General features: G+C 67.9%; 12 protein-coding genes and 1 tRNA gene. 5 read left to right on the plus strand and 8 right to left on the minus strand.

The features are described 5' to 3' along the window. The first annotated feature begins 26 nt into the window (after nucleotides 1-26). Nucleotides 27-1,202, plus strand: a complete 1,176-nt coding sequence (locus tag QFZ61_RS05875) for a zinc-dependent alcohol dehydrogenase (RefSeq protein ID WP_307034201.1) — start codon at nucleotides 27-29, stop codon at nucleotides 1,200-1,202. 36 nt (nucleotides 1,203-1,238) lie between these two features. On the opposite strand, the gene QFZ61_RS05880 is transcribed toward QFZ61_RS05875, so the two are convergent. Continuing rightward, nucleotides 1,239-2,204, minus strand: a complete 966-nt coding sequence (locus tag QFZ61_RS05880; RefSeq protein ID WP_307034204.1) for a CHAD domain-containing protein — start codon at nucleotides 2,202-2,204, stop codon at nucleotides 1,239-1,241. 169 nt (nucleotides 2,205-2,373) lie between these two features. On the opposite strand from QFZ61_RS05880, the gene QFZ61_RS05885 reads away from it, so the two are divergent. Next, nucleotides 2,374-3,132: an SDR family oxidoreductase gene (locus tag QFZ61_RS05885; RefSeq protein WP_307034206.1), complete on the plus strand. Its 759-nt coding sequence runs from the start codon at nucleotides 2,374-2,376 to the stop codon at nucleotides 3,130-3,132. Between the two features lie 41 nt (nucleotides 3,133-3,173). Here QFZ61_RS05885 and QFZ61_RS05890 read toward each other — a convergent pair whose 3' ends face one another. The 3 genes from QFZ61_RS05890 to QFZ61_RS05900 are packed head-to-tail and all read right to left on the minus strand — an operon-like array spanning nucleotide 3,174 to nucleotide 6,206. After that, on the minus strand, nucleotides 3,174-3,554 hold the full coding sequence (locus tag QFZ61_RS05890; protein WP_307034208.1) for a sterol carrier family protein: 381 nt from the start codon (nucleotides 3,552-3,554) through the stop codon (nucleotides 3,174-3,176). Between the two features lie 3 nt (nucleotides 3,555-3,557). Then, the gene (locus QFZ61_RS05895; RefSeq protein ID WP_307034210.1) at nucleotides 3,558-4,574 is read right to left on the minus strand and encodes an asparaginase; all 1,017 of its coding nucleotides are present in this window, start codon (nucleotides 4,572-4,574) and stop codon (nucleotides 3,558-3,560) included. 36 nt (nucleotides 4,575-4,610) lie between these two features. Next, nucleotides 4,611-6,206, minus strand: coding sequence for a molybdopterin-dependent oxidoreductase (locus tag QFZ61_RS05900; protein WP_307034212.1), 1,596 nt, complete (start codon nucleotides 6,204-6,206; stop codon nucleotides 4,611-4,613). A gap of 182 nt (nucleotides 6,207-6,388) precedes the next feature. Here QFZ61_RS05900 and purD point away from each other — a divergent pair, with 182 nt between their 5' ends. Together purD and QFZ61_RS05910 are read left to right on the plus strand one after the other, a co-directional pair. Then, nucleotides 6,389-7,708 carry a phosphoribosylamine--glycine ligase gene (gene purD, locus QFZ61_RS05905; RefSeq protein WP_307034214.1) on the plus strand — a complete coding sequence of 440 codons (1,320 nt, stop codon included), beginning with the start codon at nucleotides 6,389-6,391 and terminating at the stop codon, nucleotides 7,706-7,708. A gap of 1 nt (nucleotide 7,709) precedes the next feature. After that, entirely contained in the window at nucleotides 7,710-8,657 is a 948-nt protein-coding gene (locus QFZ61_RS05910; protein WP_307034216.1) for a phosphoribosylaminoimidazolesuccinocarboxamide synthase, read from the plus strand. Nucleotides 8,658-8,730: 73 nt separating this feature from the next. Here the strand turns inward: QFZ61_RS05910 and QFZ61_RS05915 are convergent, their stop codons facing one another. Beyond that, the gene (locus QFZ61_RS05915) at nucleotides 8,731-9,993 is read right to left on the minus strand and encodes a helix-turn-helix domain-containing protein (RefSeq protein ID WP_307034218.1); all 1,263 of its coding nucleotides are present in this window, start codon (nucleotides 9,991-9,993) and stop codon (nucleotides 8,731-8,733) included. A 130-nt stretch (nucleotides 9,994-10,123) separates the two neighbouring features. Between QFZ61_RS05915 and QFZ61_RS05920 the strand changes: the two genes are divergently transcribed. Further along, entirely contained in the window at nucleotides 10,124-10,342 is a 219-nt protein-coding gene (locus QFZ61_RS05920; protein WP_307034220.1) for a hypothetical protein, read from the plus strand. Between the two features lie 195 nt (nucleotides 10,343-10,537). On the opposite strand, the gene QFZ61_RS05925 is transcribed toward QFZ61_RS05920, so the two are convergent. From QFZ61_RS05925 to QFZ61_RS05935, 3 genes are all read right to left on the minus strand, one after another. Further along, nucleotides 10,538-10,614 (minus strand) — tRNA-Pro (locus QFZ61_RS05925). Between the two features lie 93 nt (nucleotides 10,615-10,707). Beyond that, the gene (locus tag QFZ61_RS05930) at nucleotides 10,708-12,552 is read right to left on the minus strand and encodes an ABC transporter ATP-binding protein (protein ID WP_307034222.1); all 1,845 of its coding nucleotides are present in this window, start codon (nucleotides 12,550-12,552) and stop codon (nucleotides 10,708-10,710) included. Continuing rightward, the gene (locus QFZ61_RS05935; RefSeq protein WP_307034224.1) at nucleotides 12,549-14,366 is read right to left on the minus strand and encodes an ABC transporter ATP-binding protein; all 1,818 of its coding nucleotides are present in this window, start codon (nucleotides 14,364-14,366) and stop codon (nucleotides 12,549-12,551) included. The genes QFZ61_RS05930 and QFZ61_RS05935 overlap by 4 nt, the downstream gene beginning before the upstream one ends. Between the last annotated feature and the right edge of the window lie 114 nt (nucleotides 14,367-14,480).

Consider the following 14,480-nt stretch of genomic DNA (forward strand, 5'->3'; position numbering starts at 1 on the left):
CCAGTCCGCGACCGAAAGGCAAGCACATGAAGGCACTAACTTGGCAGGGCAAACGCTCGCTGAAAGTTAAAGAAGTTCCCGATCCGGTGATCCAGGAACCCACGGATGCGATCGTGCGCATCACATCGACGGCCGTCTGCGGCTCCGACCTGCACCTCTATGAGGTCCTCGGCCCCTATATGCACAAGAACGACATCATCGGCCACGAGCCCATGGGCGTCGTCGTGGAGGTCGGCAGTGGGGTCACTAACCTTGCGGTCGGTGACCGCGTCGTCATTCCGTTCAACATCTCCTGCGGCCACTGCTTCATGTGCAGCATGGGCCTGCAGTCGCAGTGCGAAACCACGCAGGTCAAAGAAAAAGGGTCCGGAGCCTCCCTCTTCGGGTTCTCCGAGCTGTACGGCTCCGTGCCGGGCGGTCAGGCGGAATACCTGCGGGTGCCGCACGCCGACTACGGGCCCATCAAGGTCGGTTCCGAGCTTCCCGATGAGCGCTACCTCTTCCTCTCGGACATCCTGCCCACCGCTTGGCAGGGCGTGAAATACGCGGATACGCCCGAAGGCGGCACCCTCGCGGTGATGGGACTGGGCCCGGTGGGACAGTTCGCCACCCGGATCGGTAAGCACTTCGGCCTGCGGGTCATCGGCGTGGACCCCGTTCCGGAGCGCCGGGCCATGGCGGAACGGCACGGGGTGGAAACCCTGGACTTCTCCAAGGAGGTCGCGGATGAGATGCGGTCGATGACGCAGGGCCGGGGACCCGACTCCGTGGTCGATGCCGTCGGCATGGAGGCGCACGCCTCACCCGTGGCGGCGTTCGCCCAGCAGGCGGCCGGGCTGCTGCCGGACAAGCTGGCGCAGAAGACCTTCGAGACTGCCGGGGTGGACCGGCTGTCGGCGCTGCACACCGCGCTGGACGCGGTCCGGCGCGGTGGCACCGTGTCGCTGAGCGGTGTTTACGGCGGCGAAGCCTCCCCGATGCCGCTGATGTCCATGTTCGACAAGCAGATTCAGCTGCGGATGGGCCAGTGCAACGTGCGCCGCTGGACCGAGGACCTGATGCCGCTGGTCGAGGCCGACGCCGACCCGCTGGGCGTGATGGACCTCGTTACGCACGAGGCCAGCCTGGAGGAGGCCCCGGCAATGTACGAGAAGTTCCAGAAGAAGCAGGATGGCTGCATCAAGGTGGTGCTGAAGCCCTAACGGCCTGCGCAGCTCATTCACCGCCTGGCGGCCGTCTCAGCGGGCCTGGCCTTTCCTGTTCCAGAGTTTCAGGAAGGCCCGCTCGGAGGCGGCCGCCAGGCTTTCCTCTTTCGCGTGCAGCCGCCCGTAGCTGAAGCCATCCTCCCCGCTGCGCAGCGCGCGGCCGGCCAGCTCCGCCAGGTACTCCCGGGCGACCACGCTGTCCTGATGCTGGCCGAGCAGTTCCTGGATCTTGCGTGCCCTCTTCGCCGTCCGCTTCGCCCGCCGGCGCCGCTTCTTGCCGGGCTTAGGACCGGCAGGCGTGCCCTTCTCCCCGGTTCGGACCCGGACCCGGGGCAGCGAAGCGGCCAGTTCAGCGGCGTAACGCAGCCGCTTGGCGGCCTTGCGGACCTCGTGCAGCCCGGCGTCCCGGGCGGGGCCGCCGTCGTGCTTCCGGTCCGGAAGGCCGGCGACCTGCCGCATCAGCCGGCGCTCGTCCCTGGCCATCACCTTGCGGAGTGTTTTGCCGGGATCCCCGGCTGCTTTTGCCGAGAGCGGGGCGGCGGCCAGCAGCTGATCCAGACCCACCAGCAGCCGGGCGTAGCGTTCGCTCGCGAGGGCCTCCCGTGCGGCATTAACGCCGTCGGCAGCACGGGCATCCAGGTCCACGTCGATGCGCCGGGCAGCCGGGCCGATCCCCTGGCCTGGCAGTCCTGAGCCGCAGTCCGGGGGCTTGGGCTCGCCGGCCACCAGGGCGGCCAGGCGTGCCTTGACGACGCCTGGGTCCCGGGCTTCGCCGAGCAGCCCGGAGAGCCAGCGAAGTTCGTCGCGGACCGGCTCCACGGCGCCGTCCGCGAACAGCGGCCGGCCTGACGCCAGCAGCGAGCGGAGCCGCCGGGCGGCGACCCGCATCTGGTGAACGTCCTCCGGCCGCGCTGCTAGGACCCCTGGTGCGTGCCGGCGCAGTTCGGCGAGCTGCTGTTCGAGGTAGGCCAGCAGGACCTGGCCCGCAGTGGTTGCCACGCTTCACTTTACGTCTTCGCCCCGGGCTTCCGGCGGGAACCGGCGCAGACGGCGCTGCCCCGCGAGATGACACTTCACGGCAATGTTGGCGCCCGGCACTGCCGTGACCTGCCAACTCGGCATAGGCTGACCGGGACCGTCATCCATCCGGCCATCCAGGGAGCACCGCATGACACACCACCACCTCGGCCCGGTTGCCGTCATCACCGGAGCCGGTTCCGGGATCGGCAGGGCAGTGGCACGGCTCATGCTGGCCGAAGGCTACCGCGTGGTGCTGGCCGGCCGCCGGGAGGCGCCCCTGCTGGAGACCGGGGCAGGACACGCCCAGGCGCTCGCCGTTCCCTGCGACGTGACCCGGCCCGACGACGTCGAACGGCTTTTCGCCACGGCGCTGGAGCGCTGGGGAAGGGTCGATGTGCTGTTCAACAACGCCGGCGTGTTCGGGCCCGCCGCGTCAGTGGACGAGATCAGCACCGCGGACTGGGACGCCACCGTGGCCGTGAACCTGACCGGCGCCATGCTTTGTGCCGCCGCGGCGGTCCGCGCCATGAAAGCCCAGAGCCCACAGGGCGGTCGGATCATCAACAACGGCTCGATCGCGGCGCATTCTCCCCGGCCCCGGACTGTCGCCTACACCGTTACCAAGCACGCCATCACCGGGCTGACGAAAAGCATTGAACTGGATGGCCGCGGCTTTGGCATCACCTGCGGCCAGATCGACATCGGGAACACCGCTACGGAGCTGATGGCTGAGATTGGGGTCGACGACGGTGCCCTCCAGGCCGACGGCAGCCGCCGTCCGGAGCCAACCTTCCCGGTGGCGGAGGCGGCCCGCGCCGTGCTGCTGATGGGCGGGATGCCGGCCTCTGCGAGCGTCGGTTCGCTGCTGATCACCGCCGCTGGGATGCCGTTCGTGGGCCGCGGCTGACGGCGAACGCGTCCGCCTCCGGGCCGCCCGGAAGGCGCCGGCTAGAGCGGCAGCAGCCTGGACAGGTCAGCCCGCAAGCCGGAAGCGGCGACTTTGCCGGCACCCACGGCGTCCGCCCAGCCGAGCTGCCCGGTGACCATGGCAAGCCAGGTCGCGGCGTCGCACTCAATTACGTTCGGGGGAGTGCCCCGGGTGTGCCGCGGACCTTCGACGCACTGGGTCACCCCGAACGGCGGCACCCGGACCTCGACGGAGTTGCCTGGCGCGCGGGCGGTGACTTCTTCGAGCGAGTAGCGCACCGCCGTCGCGAGCGTAGTGCGCGGGAGGGGTGCGGCGTCAGCACCGGGCTCGCCGGCAGCGCGCCAGGCGGCCAGCGCCTCGCGGCCCTCGTCGACCGGGATCCGGCGCCGTGACACAGCCATGGCTTAATCCAGCAGCGCCGAGACGGCGTGGCCCAGCCGGATTTTGCCCACCGGCCGGCCGCCTCCCAGTACCGGGTCAACGACCTTTTCCAGGACACTCGAGACTTCCGGGATCTCCACCGCCCCCGCCGCGGCCAGAAGCGTCAGCCCGACCAGCGTCGTGGCGCGGACGTTGCCGTCGAGGACCTTGATGGCCACGGAGACACCGTGGGGCGTGGCCATCAGCAGCACGCCCTCGGCGCCGACCTTGGCGAGAATTCCCAGTTCATCCATGACGATGGTGTTTGGCTGTCCCTGGCCCTGCACCGCCCACGGGTAGTCCAGCATGGAGGTGGCGATCGTGGCGGCGCGGGCGTTGGAGTTCTTGTCCCCGGGAGCCTTCGCCAGGCGGGAGAAGGCGCGGGCGAGGCCGGTGAGCGATACGGCGGCCACCGGTGCGCCGCAGCCGTCAATGCCGAGGTGCGCGATCTTTTCGTCGCAGTACTCCTCGATCACGGAGCGGATGCGCTGCTGCAGGGGGTGGTTGGGCTCGAGGTAGCTGTGCGTGTCCCAGCCGTTCTCGGTGCAGGCCCAGAGGAACGCCGCGTGCTTGCCCGAGCAGTTGAACGCCAGCCGTGATTTCCCGCGCTCGGTCTGGACCAGCCAGGTCCGGGCCCTTTCGTCCTCCGGCCAAGCTGCGGGGCACTGGAGCTGGTTTTCCTTGACGCCGGCTGCCTTGAGCATGCCCTCCACCACGTCCATGTGATCGAGGGAACCCACGTGGCTGCCACACGCGATGGCCACCTGCGCCCCGCGCAACGGTACCCCGGATTGCATGGAGGCCAGCGCCTGAAACGGCTTGAGGGTGGACCGCGCGAAAATGGGGCTGTTGATATCTCCGAGTTCCGTGACGACGTTGCCGTCCGCGGACATCACCACGGCTGCACCGATGTGCCGGGACTCGATGAAACCGCTGCGTTCAACGACTGCCAGTTCGACGGCGGAGTCAACAGTAAAGGTGGCATGCGAATTCGTAGGCATGCTGCAAGTCTAGGGTGCGCGGCGGGCTCAGCCCGGTTACTCCACGGTGACCATGACAGACTGCCAGCCGGAGGCGCCGTCGGGCACGGGGTCCGCCCGCTTGTCGGTCTGGAGCTCGCCGGTACCGTCCGTGGCGCGGGCCTTGATGTAGTGCGGCCCGGGGGTGGCTTCCCAGTCGAAGGACCATTGCCGCCAGGTCACCACCGAGGCCTCCGCCGACAGGACGGCCTCGGTCCACGGACCATTGTCGATCTGGACCTCCACCTTTGTGATGCCCCGGGTCTGCGCCCAGGCGGTGCCGCCGATCGCTACTTTTCCGGCCGGGACCTTGGCAAAGGACTTGGGGACCTCCACCCGGGCCATGGTCTTGATCGGGCCGCGCTCGGACCAGCCGCGCTGGGTCCAGTAAGCCTTGTTGTCCGCGAACCGGGTGACCTCGAGGTCCACGACCCATTTGGTGGCCGATACGAAGCCGTACAGGCCGGGGACCACCATCCGGACCGGGTAGCCGTGCTCCAGCGGCAGCGGTTCGCCGTTCATGCCGATCGCCAGCATGGCATCCCGGTCGTCCTGCAGCACCTCCAGGGGCGTGGAGGCGCTGAAGCCGTCGATGGACGTGGAGAGCACCATGTCCGCGCCCTGCTTGGGCCGGGCCAGCTTGAGCACGTCCCGGATGGGCATACCCAGCCATTTGGCATTGCCGGCCAGGTTCCCGCCGACCGGATTGGAGACGCAGGTCAGGGACACATGGGATTCGATCAGGTCTGCATCCAGCAGGTCCTGGAAGCTGAGCCGGACCTCCTGTTCCACCAGGCCGTGGATCCGCAATTCCCAGTCCTGGACGTTGATCGCGGGGACGCTGAGAGCGGTGTCGATCCGATAAAAGTCCTGGTTGGGCGTCAGCCAGGGGGTGACACCGGCGGTCTTGGACTGGACGCCGGCGGGGACCGGGGCGGCGGGTCTCGCCGGCGCGGGCAGAGTCAGGGCTTCCCGGGCCTGTGCCACATTGCTGCGGGCGGCGCTGAGCAGCCTGCCGCCGGTGGCGGCGACGGCGGCTGCGGCGGCGGTGATGCCGGTGGCTGCAACGAACGCGCGACGGCTGGCGGCGGGACGGTCCGGATCTTTGGCGGCCCGGTCCGAGGGAGCGTCCGGCCATTGCCGCGTCCGCCACAGCATGCTGACCAGGTACCGGAGCACCAGCAGGCCTGCCGCGGTGCCGAGCAGTGAAGGGACGGCGTCGAGTGGCTTTACACCGGCGCGCGTCACCACACTGGCGACGATGATCCCGCCCATCAGCAGCACACCGGCCACGCCCAGAACCCAGCTTCGGTAGGCGACAACACCCAGCACGCAGGCCAGCAGCAGGATCGTCAGGCCCATTCCGGCAAAGAGCGCAGCCTTGTCATTTGTGCCAAAGGTCGCGATGGCGAAGTCCTTCATCCACGGCGGGGTGAAGTCAATAAAAGTCGAGCCCAGTGCGATAAGCGGCGTCGCGCGGGCCGTGAAGAAGGCGCCCACCAGTTCCGCGACTGACAGCACGACGGCGGCTGAGACTACCCCGGCCAGCGCGGCGAGGGCGGTTGGCCCCGACCGGAGCGCGGGCCGCTGCGGCGCCGATCGCTGCTGTGCCAACGGGGTGCTGCCTGGCTTCCGGGTACTGGGCGTGGTCATACAGCATATTCGGAGCCGCGGCGCCCCGGGATGGCCGGGAGTGCCCGTTGGCGGCCCGGGACCAGTTCACCCGGGGACTGAGCATGCCCCGCTGCAGTCACAGCTTAGGAGCCTGCAGGGTCTGCGACGTACCCTTGGAAACTGTGAAGGTACTCGTCATCGGCCCCGGCGGCCGCGAACACGCCATTGTCCGGTCCCTGCTCGCGGACCCCAACGTTTCCGAGGTCCACGCGGCTCCGGGCAATGCCGGGATCAGCCGGCTGGTGCCCACGCACGCCGTCGACGCGAACGACCCGGACGCCGTTGCGGCCCTGGCGACGAAGCTCGCCGTCGACCTCGTCGTGGTGGGACCGGAAGCGCCGCTTGCCGCGGGTGTGTCGGACGCGGTCCGCGACGCCGGCATCCCGGTCTTCGGCCCCAGCAAGGCCGCGGCCCAACTGGAAGCGTCAAAGGCGTTCGCCAAGGAGGTCATGGCGGAGGCCGGCGTGCCCACCGCGATGGCCCGCGTGGCATCCAACGCCGAGGAAGCCGCGGACGCGCTGGATACCTTCGGCGCGCCCTACGTCGTGAAGGATGACGGGCTTGCCGCCGGCAAGGGCGTGGTCGTCACCGGCGACCGGGACGAGGCCCTGGCGCATGCGCAGAGCTGCTTCGACGCCGGCGGTTCCGTGGTGATCGAGGAGTTCCTCGACGGGCCGGAAGTTTCCTTGTTCGTCCTCTGCGACGGCAGCACCACCGTTGCGCTGTCCCCGGCGCAGGATTTCAAGCGCATCTTCGACAACGACGAGGGCCCCAACACCGGCGGCATGGGAGCCTACACCCCGCTGGAGTGGGCCCCCGAAGGTCTCGTTGAGGAGGTCCTCGAACGGGTTGCCCAGCCGACGGTCAACCAAATGGCACACCGCGGCACCCCGTTTGTGGGCGTGCTGTTCGTCGGGCTCGCCCTGACCTCACGCGGCACCCGCGTCATCGAGTTCAACGTCCGCTTCGGCGATCCGGAAACGCAGGCCGTCCTGGCCCGGCTGAAGACCCCGCTGGGCGGCCTGCTGATGGCTGCGGCGAAGGGCGAACTGGACAAGGTCCAGCCGCTGCGCTGGTCGCGGGAGACGGCCGTCGCCGTCGTCGTCGCTGCCGAAAACTATCCCGGCACACCCCGCACGGGAGACCGGATCCGCGGCCTGAAGAAGGTTGAAGCGATTGAGGGCGTGCACGTCATCCACGCCGGCACCAAGCTCGACGGCGAGGGCAAAGTCGTCTCCGCCGGCGGCCGGGTCCTCGCCGTGGTGGCGCTCGGAACGGACCTCGTCGAGGCCCGCGACCGGGCGTACGACGGCGTCGAACTGGTCCAGCTCGACGGCGGCCAGTTCCGCACCGACATCGGCGGCAAGGCCGCGCGCGGCGAAATCAAGGTGGCGTCTCCCGGCACAGCCGCGGCCGTCGCCGCAGCGAAAGCGAAGGACTGACATGAACGCCACTGACTCGTCCCTGCCCAAGGGCGGCCTGGACACCGAGACCCTGGACCTGCCCGGCTGGAAACACAGCTACTCCGGCAAGGTCCGCGACCTGTATGTGCCGGCGGATGCCGCCATTGCGGAGCGCTTCGGCCACGAATGCGTGCTGGTGGTGGCCAGTGACCGGATCAGCGCCTATGACCACGTCCTGGCCAGCGAGATTCCGGACAAGGGCCGCATCCTCACCCAGCTGAGCCTCTGGTGGTTTGAGCAGCTGGGCGTGGAGCACCACGTGCTTGCGTCCACGGTCGACGGCGGTGTTCCGGCCGCGGTGGCGGGCCGCGCCATGATCTGCAAGAAACTTGAGATGTTCCCGGTCGAATGCATTGCGCGCGGCTACCTGACCGGCTCGGGGCTCGTCGAATACCGGCAGTCCGGCACTGTCTGCAGCGTTCCGCTGCCCACGGGCCTGGTGGACGGCTCCCGGCTCGAGGAGGCAATTTTCACTCCCTCGGCCAAGGCCGAGGTGGGCGAGCACGACGAAAACATCACCTTCGACGCCGTGGTGCAGCAGGTCGGCGCCGACGCCGCAGGCCGACTCCGTGCGCTGACGCTGGAGATCTACACCAAGGCCGAGGAGATTGCCCGGGGCCGCGGCATCATCCTGGCGGACACCAAGGTGGAGTTCGGCCTAGATCCCGCAACCGGTGTCATCACCCTCGGTGACGAGGTCCTCACGCCGGATTCCTCGCGCTTCTGGGACGCAGCCACTTACGAGCCGGGGAAGGCGCAGCCCTCCTACGACAAGCAGTACGTGCGCGACTGGCTGACGTCGGCCGGATCGGGTTGGGACAAGTCCTCGGACACGCCGCCCCCGGCGCTGCCGGCCGACGTCGTCGCCCGCACCCGGAGCCGCTACGTTGAAGCCTACGAGCTGCTGACCGGCCGCGCCTTCGACTAGCGCCTGCGGCCCTGGCCTCCGGTTGCCATGGTTGTCCGCAGTCCTGCTTCCGGCGGTCCTGCTTCCGGCGGCTCTAGCTCCCGGCGGCTGCTTCGGCGCGGCGCTGGGCCAAGCGGATTTCCAGCACTGCGTCCATCGCCTGCTGGACCCGGTCTGAGGCGCCCGCCGCGCTGAACTCCTTCTGCGCCTCATCAAGGTAGGTGAGGGCCTCCTCGGACTCCCCGCCGGCTTTGAGTGCCTTGCCGAGCAGCAGCGACACCTCACCCGCCGTGTGCTTTGCCAGTACGTCCCGTTCGGCGTGGATCTCGCGCAGCTTCTGCACCGCCCCGACGACGTCGCCGGTGAGGTAAAGCCAGCGCGCCCGGATGAAGGCCACTTCAAGGTGGTCCGTTTTGTTGCCGCCCACGATCGAAAGTGCCAGTTCCGCACGTTCAATCGATGACAGCGTTTCCGGCTCGACAATGCCCGACGACAGGCGCACCGCGGCCGAGGCCTTGTTGAACCTAGCCCAGAGGTCAATGTCGTGCGCCGGGGAGAGGAGCTGGCCGGCTTTCTCGTGGTACCTGAGGCCCTCGGCGTAGTCGTGGCGCATGAAGGCCACGTTGCCCACCACCCACGCCACTTCGCCGGCCAGCTGGGTCATGGAATGTTCGTCCATCTGCTCGTTCATGTCCTGGCAGTACTTCCAGGCTTCGTCGAGCCGGCCGCTTTCGGCCAGGGCACCGATCAGGGCCCGCAGCGCGCCGATAATCAGGGTGGAACCCTTGGGCAGCTGGGCACAGAGCCGCACCGCCTCCTGGGCGTGTTCCACAGCTGCTGTCAGCTGCCCCTGCCCCTGAGCCGCCGCCGCCAGCATCTGCCGGGCGCGGACCCCCAGGCCTGCCGACTCGGCCGCCATCGGATGGTCCAGCAGCCGCTGCACCATGGCCGCGCATTCCGCCCACATGCCCTGCTTGATTAGGCACTCAGCCTGCATGTACGTCATGTTCCACCAGGCGCTGGTGTTTTTAGCCTCTAAGGCAATCTGGGCTGCCGTGGCGGCGTGAACTGCCGCGAGCGGGTAGTCCCGCAGGTCCCAGGCCTGACGGGCGTATAAGCCCGCCAGGACGTATTCGGCGTCGCTGACGGATACCGGCTGGCTCCACGCCTCAAGCGCTTTCGGGGCGAGCTCCAGCCGGCGGGCGAGCTCCTCGATTACGTCGGCAGTGGGTTCCCGGCGGCCGGTTTCGAGCAGGGAAATGTAGCTGGGGGAGTACAGGTCCTTCCCCAGCTCCGCCTGGGTGAGCCCACGCTCCAGCCGCTCCGCGCGGAGTTTTTCCCCGAATCCGTTGCCCACGGGTTCCTCCTAATTCCGGACAGTCTTTGTACTAAATGCTTGACAGTCTCTGTGCAAGCAATTTTACAATGTATGTCAACAAGGGCAGTGCTGACTTGGTAACGACTACGACTCAAAATTGAGGAACTCTATGTTGAAGAAGATTGCAGCCGGCGCGGTTCTCGCAGGCGCCCTGGCTTTCTCCGCAGCGGCCCCGGCCGTTCTGTCCGCAGGTTCCATTGCCGATACCACCAATGTCACCGCCGTCGGCAATTGGCCGGACCCGATGCGCACGGCCACCGCCGTCGGGAACTGGCCCGACCCCATGACCTATTCAACGAACGTCGGCAACTGGCCCGACCCGATGTAACCGACTCTCGACAAACTCAGCCCCGGGACCGCCGTAAGGTCTCGGGGCTGTTTTGTGCCCAGCCCCCGCTGATCGGCTGCGCCGTAACGGCCGTTTTGAGCGGTGAAAACGACACTCACGGAGCACTCGATGGCAGTACGGGGGGTTATAGGAAACACAAAAGAGGGCCTTCCGATTGGAAGACCCTCTTTTGACTGGTCGGGATGACAGGATTTGAACCTGCGACCTCGTCGTCCCGAACGACGCGCGCTACCAAGCTGCGCCACATCCCGATCCGTTACTTCAAAAGCAACTTCACAAGAGTATCCGATTTCGGCCCCGGATGCGAAATCCGGGAGCCGACCGGGGTCGCGGCTAGGCAAGCGTCAGACCAGCGATTCCTTCCACGCCCCGTGCAGCTTGGCAAAGCGTCCGCCGCCGCCGATCAGTTCCGCCGGGGTTCCGTCCTCCACCACCTGGCCGTCGTGGACCACAAGCACCCGGTCTGCGGTCTCCACGGTGGAGAGGCGGTGCGCAATAATCAGCGCCGTGCGGGCTGCGCCGGACGAGCCTGGACCGGTGCCGGCCCCGCGCAGCAGGCTCGCCAGTCCCGCCTGGACCATCCGTTCGGAGGGGATGTCCAGGGAGGAGGTGGCCTCATCCAGGATCAGGACCGCGGGCCGGGCCAGGAAGGCCCGGGCGAAGCTGATCAGCTGGCGCTGACCGGCGGAAACGCGCCCGCCGCGCTTGTTCACGTCGGTGTCATAGCCCTCCGGCAGGGCGGTGATGAACTCGTGGGCTCCGACGGCCTTGGCCGCGTCCTCGATTTCCTGCCGGGAAGCCTCGGGCCGGCCGAGGGCGATGTTGTCGGCCACGGAACCGCTGAACAGGAACGCCTCCTGGGTGACCATGACGACGTTCCGGCGCAGATCCGCCGTCGCCAGCTGCCGAAGGTCCACGCCGTCGAGGGTGAGCGAACCGGAGGAGACGTCGTAGAAACGCGCGATCAGCTTGGCCAGCGTCGACTTTCCGGCGCCGGTCTGGCCCACCAGCGCGACCGTCTGGCCGGCCGGAATGTGCAGGTCCATCGTAGGAATGATGACCGGGCCGTCGCCGTAGCGGAACTCAACGTTCTCGAAATCGATGCGGCCGGTGGCCCGCTCCAGGGCGACCGGGTTTTTGGGCGGCCGGACGGTGGGCACTTCCTCCAGCAGGCCGGATACCTTCTCGAGCGCCGCCTGCGCGCTCTGGAACGAGTTGTAGAACATCGCCATCTGGTCCACCGGCTGGAAGAAACGCTTGGTCGAGAGGATCAGCGCCAGCAGCACGCCCACGGCGAGTTCGCCGGATAGGACACGGAAGCCGCCGGTGAGCAGCACGACGGCCACGCAGACGTTCCCGATCAGCACCAGGCCGGGCTGGAAGATGCCGTTCAGGTTGATGGAGCGGACGGTGACCTTGCGGTACTCCTCGGAAAGTTTGGCGTAGCGTTCGGCGTTCTGGGGTTCCTTGCGGAAGGCCTTGACCGCCCGGATGCCGGTCATGGTCTCCACGAAGTGCACGATCAGCCGGGCCGACACGACCCGGGACTCGCGGAACGCGATCTGGGAATGCTTCTGGTACCAGCGGGCGAGGAAGTACATCGGCACGCCGGCGGCGAGCACCAACAGTCCGCTGCGCCAGTCCAGGGCGAACACCGTGATGGCCGTGAAGACCATGAACAGCATGCCGGAGGCGAGCGAGCTGACGCCGGAGTCGAGGAGTTCGCGCAGTGCCTCGAGGTCGGAGGTCTGCCGGGCGATGATGCGGCCCGAGGTGTACTTCTCGTGGAACTCCAGGCTCAGCCGCTGCGTCTGCCGGAAGACCCGCACGCGCAGGTCCAGCAGCATCGCCTGGCTGAGCCGCGCCGTCGATGTCACGTACAGGGCGGTGAGACCCGCGGTCGCGACGGCCGCGGCGAGGTACGCGGCCCCGGCCAGGACGAGCGGCAGGTTGTCACCGGCGCGGAGGGCCGGAAGTGCGCGGTCGATGCCGAAAGCGATCAGCGCCGGCCCGGCCACACGGGCGGCCTGGGAGAGTACGACGGCGGCGATCGTCAGCCAGAAGCGCAGGCGGACGGGACGGATCAGCGAGCCAAGCAGGGTCAGGGAGCGTTGCCGGACGGCTTTGCTGTCGGCCCTGGACAGGTGTGCGTTGTCCTCGTTGGCGGTGCCGAAGGTTGCGGTGCTCATCGGGAAACCTCCTCGGCCTCGAGTGCGGACAGTTCGGAATCGAGATCCCGCGGTTCCGGGTCCAGGCTGGCGATCACGTACCGGTAGTGGCTGTTGTTCGCGAGCAGTTCGGTGTGGGTGCCGACGGCGGTGATCCGGCCGTCTTCCAGCAGCGCCACCCGGTCGGCCAGCGCCACGGTGGAGGGCCGGTGCGCAACGATCAGGGTGGTGGTGTCGGCCAGCACCTCCCGGAGCCGGCCTTCGACGAGTTCCTCGGTATTGACGTCCAATGCGGAGAGCGGGTCGTCGAGGACCAGCACCCTGGGCTGCGCCGCGACCGCACGGGCGAGGGCGATGCGCTGCCGCTGGCCACCGGACAGGCTGAGGCCTTCCTCGCCGATCAGCGTGTCGAGTCCCTCCGGCAGCGAGTAGGCGAAGTGGGCTTGGGCGGTGTCGAGCGCCTCGGCCAGGATCTGCTCCCGGCGCTCCGCGGACTCCTGCCCCTGGACCCCGAGCAGGACGTTGTCCCGGACCGAGCTGGAGAACAGGGTGGTGTCCTCGAACGCCACGGCGACGATGGTGCGCAGCTCCTGCACGCTGAAGTCGCGCAGGTCGACGCCGTCGATCGTCACCGAGCCCGCCGTGACATCGAACAACCGCGGCACCAGCTGCAGCAGGGCACTCTTGCCGCTGCCGGTGATGCCCACCAGGGCCATGGTTTCGCCGGGCCGGATGTCCAGGCTGATGTCCCTGAGGATCGGTTTGTCGGGTGCATCCTCGAACGCGAAGGAGGCGTGCTGGAAGCTCAGGGCGCCCTTGAGCCGGTCCGGGCTGCGCGGGTCGTCCGGGCTGGTGATGGTGTTGATCGAATCCATCACCTCGAAGTGCCGGTCCACTGCCGTCTTGGCGGTGAGCGCCATCGCCAGCAGCATGCCGCAGAACTCCACCGGAGCGGCAATGACAGCGGCGGTGGCGAAGAATGCCACCAGCGAACCGATGCTGAGTTGTCCGTCGGCTGCCAGCATGACGCCGACGATGAGGCCGGCGCCGAGGGCCAGCTCGGGGAGCAGCGTGACGACCAGGCTGAAAGCGGCCAGGTGCTTGGCCTTCGCGATCTCGGTCTGGCGCAGCTCCTCGGCCTGGTCGTTGAAGTTCTCCAATGCTTCCCGGCTGCGGCCGAACGCCTTGAGCACGCGGATGCCGTGCACGGATTCCTCAACGGTGGTGGCGAGGTCGCCGGCCTGGTCCTGGCTGCGCCGGGCCACCTTGCTGAAGCGCGTCCGGAAGCGGAAGCCGTAGATCATGATCGGGACAGCGGCGGCCAGGAAGATCAGCGCCAGCTGCCAGCTCATGGAGAACATCACGACGACGCCGATCACCACGGTCAGCGTCGTAACCACCAGCATGATGGCGCCGAACGCCATCCAGCGCCGGAGGAAGTTCAGGTCCGTCATGGCGCGCGAGAGCAGCTGGCCGGAACCCCAACGGTCGTGGAAGGAAACGGCAAGATCCTGCAGATGGTCATACAGCGATACCCGCATGCGGGTCTCTACCGTGGTGGCCGGGTTGATGACGAACTGGCGGCGCAGAGCCACGAGCCCGGCTTCCGCGATGCCCAGAAGCAGGATCACGGAGGAGGCGATCCACACCGCCTGGCTGTTGCCGCCCGGCCTCAGCCAGTCATTGATCAGTATCCGCAGGACTTGGGGGATGGCCAGCGCCACGATGCTTGCCAGCAAGGCGCAGAGCAGGCCCAGGACCAGCCGCGGCAGAATCGGCCTGACGTGCGGATAGAGACGGCGAATTGATGAAAAGAAAGGGGTCTGCTTGGCCATGCCTGCTTCTTAGCTGCCACTGCGAAATGAATTACGCAACTGAATGTAGTTTCCGGTAGCAACTACCCTAGGCCATAGCGTGACCCGGTTCACAGCTTAGCGGGCTACTGTGCA

This window comes from Arthrobacter sp. B3I4, assembly GCF_030816855.1.
Classification (GTDB): domain Bacteria; phylum Actinomycetota; class Actinomycetes; order Actinomycetales; family Micrococcaceae; genus Arthrobacter.

Coding starts and splice junctions, on each gene's coding strand:
- QFZ61_RS05885 (WP_307034206.1), top strand. CDS start 2,374: ATGACACACCACCACCTCGGCCCGGTTGCCGTCATCACCGGAGCCGGT.
- QFZ61_RS05935 (WP_307034224.1), bottom strand. CDS start 14,366: ATGGCCAAGCAGACCCCTTTCTTTTCATCAATTCGCCGTCTCTATCCG.
- QFZ61_RS05890 (WP_307034208.1), bottom strand. CDS start 3,554: ATGGCTGTGTCACGGCGCCGGATCCCGGTCGACGAGGGCCGCGAGGCG.
- QFZ61_RS05875 (WP_307034201.1), top strand. CDS start 27: ATGAAGGCACTAACTTGGCAGGGCAAACGCTCGCTGAAAGTTAAAGAA.
- QFZ61_RS05920 (WP_307034220.1), top strand. CDS start 10,124: ATGTTGAAGAAGATTGCAGCCGGCGCGGTTCTCGCAGGCGCCCTGGCT.
- QFZ61_RS05895 (WP_307034210.1), bottom strand. CDS start 4,574: ATGCCTACGAATTCGCATGCCACCTTTACTGTTGACTCCGCCGTCGAA.
- QFZ61_RS05930 (WP_307034222.1), bottom strand. CDS start 12,552: ATGAGCACCGCAACCTTCGGCACCGCCAACGAGGACAACGCACACCTG.
- QFZ61_RS05910 (WP_307034216.1), top strand. CDS start 7,710: ATGAACGCCACTGACTCGTCCCTGCCCAAGGGCGGCCTGGACACCGAG.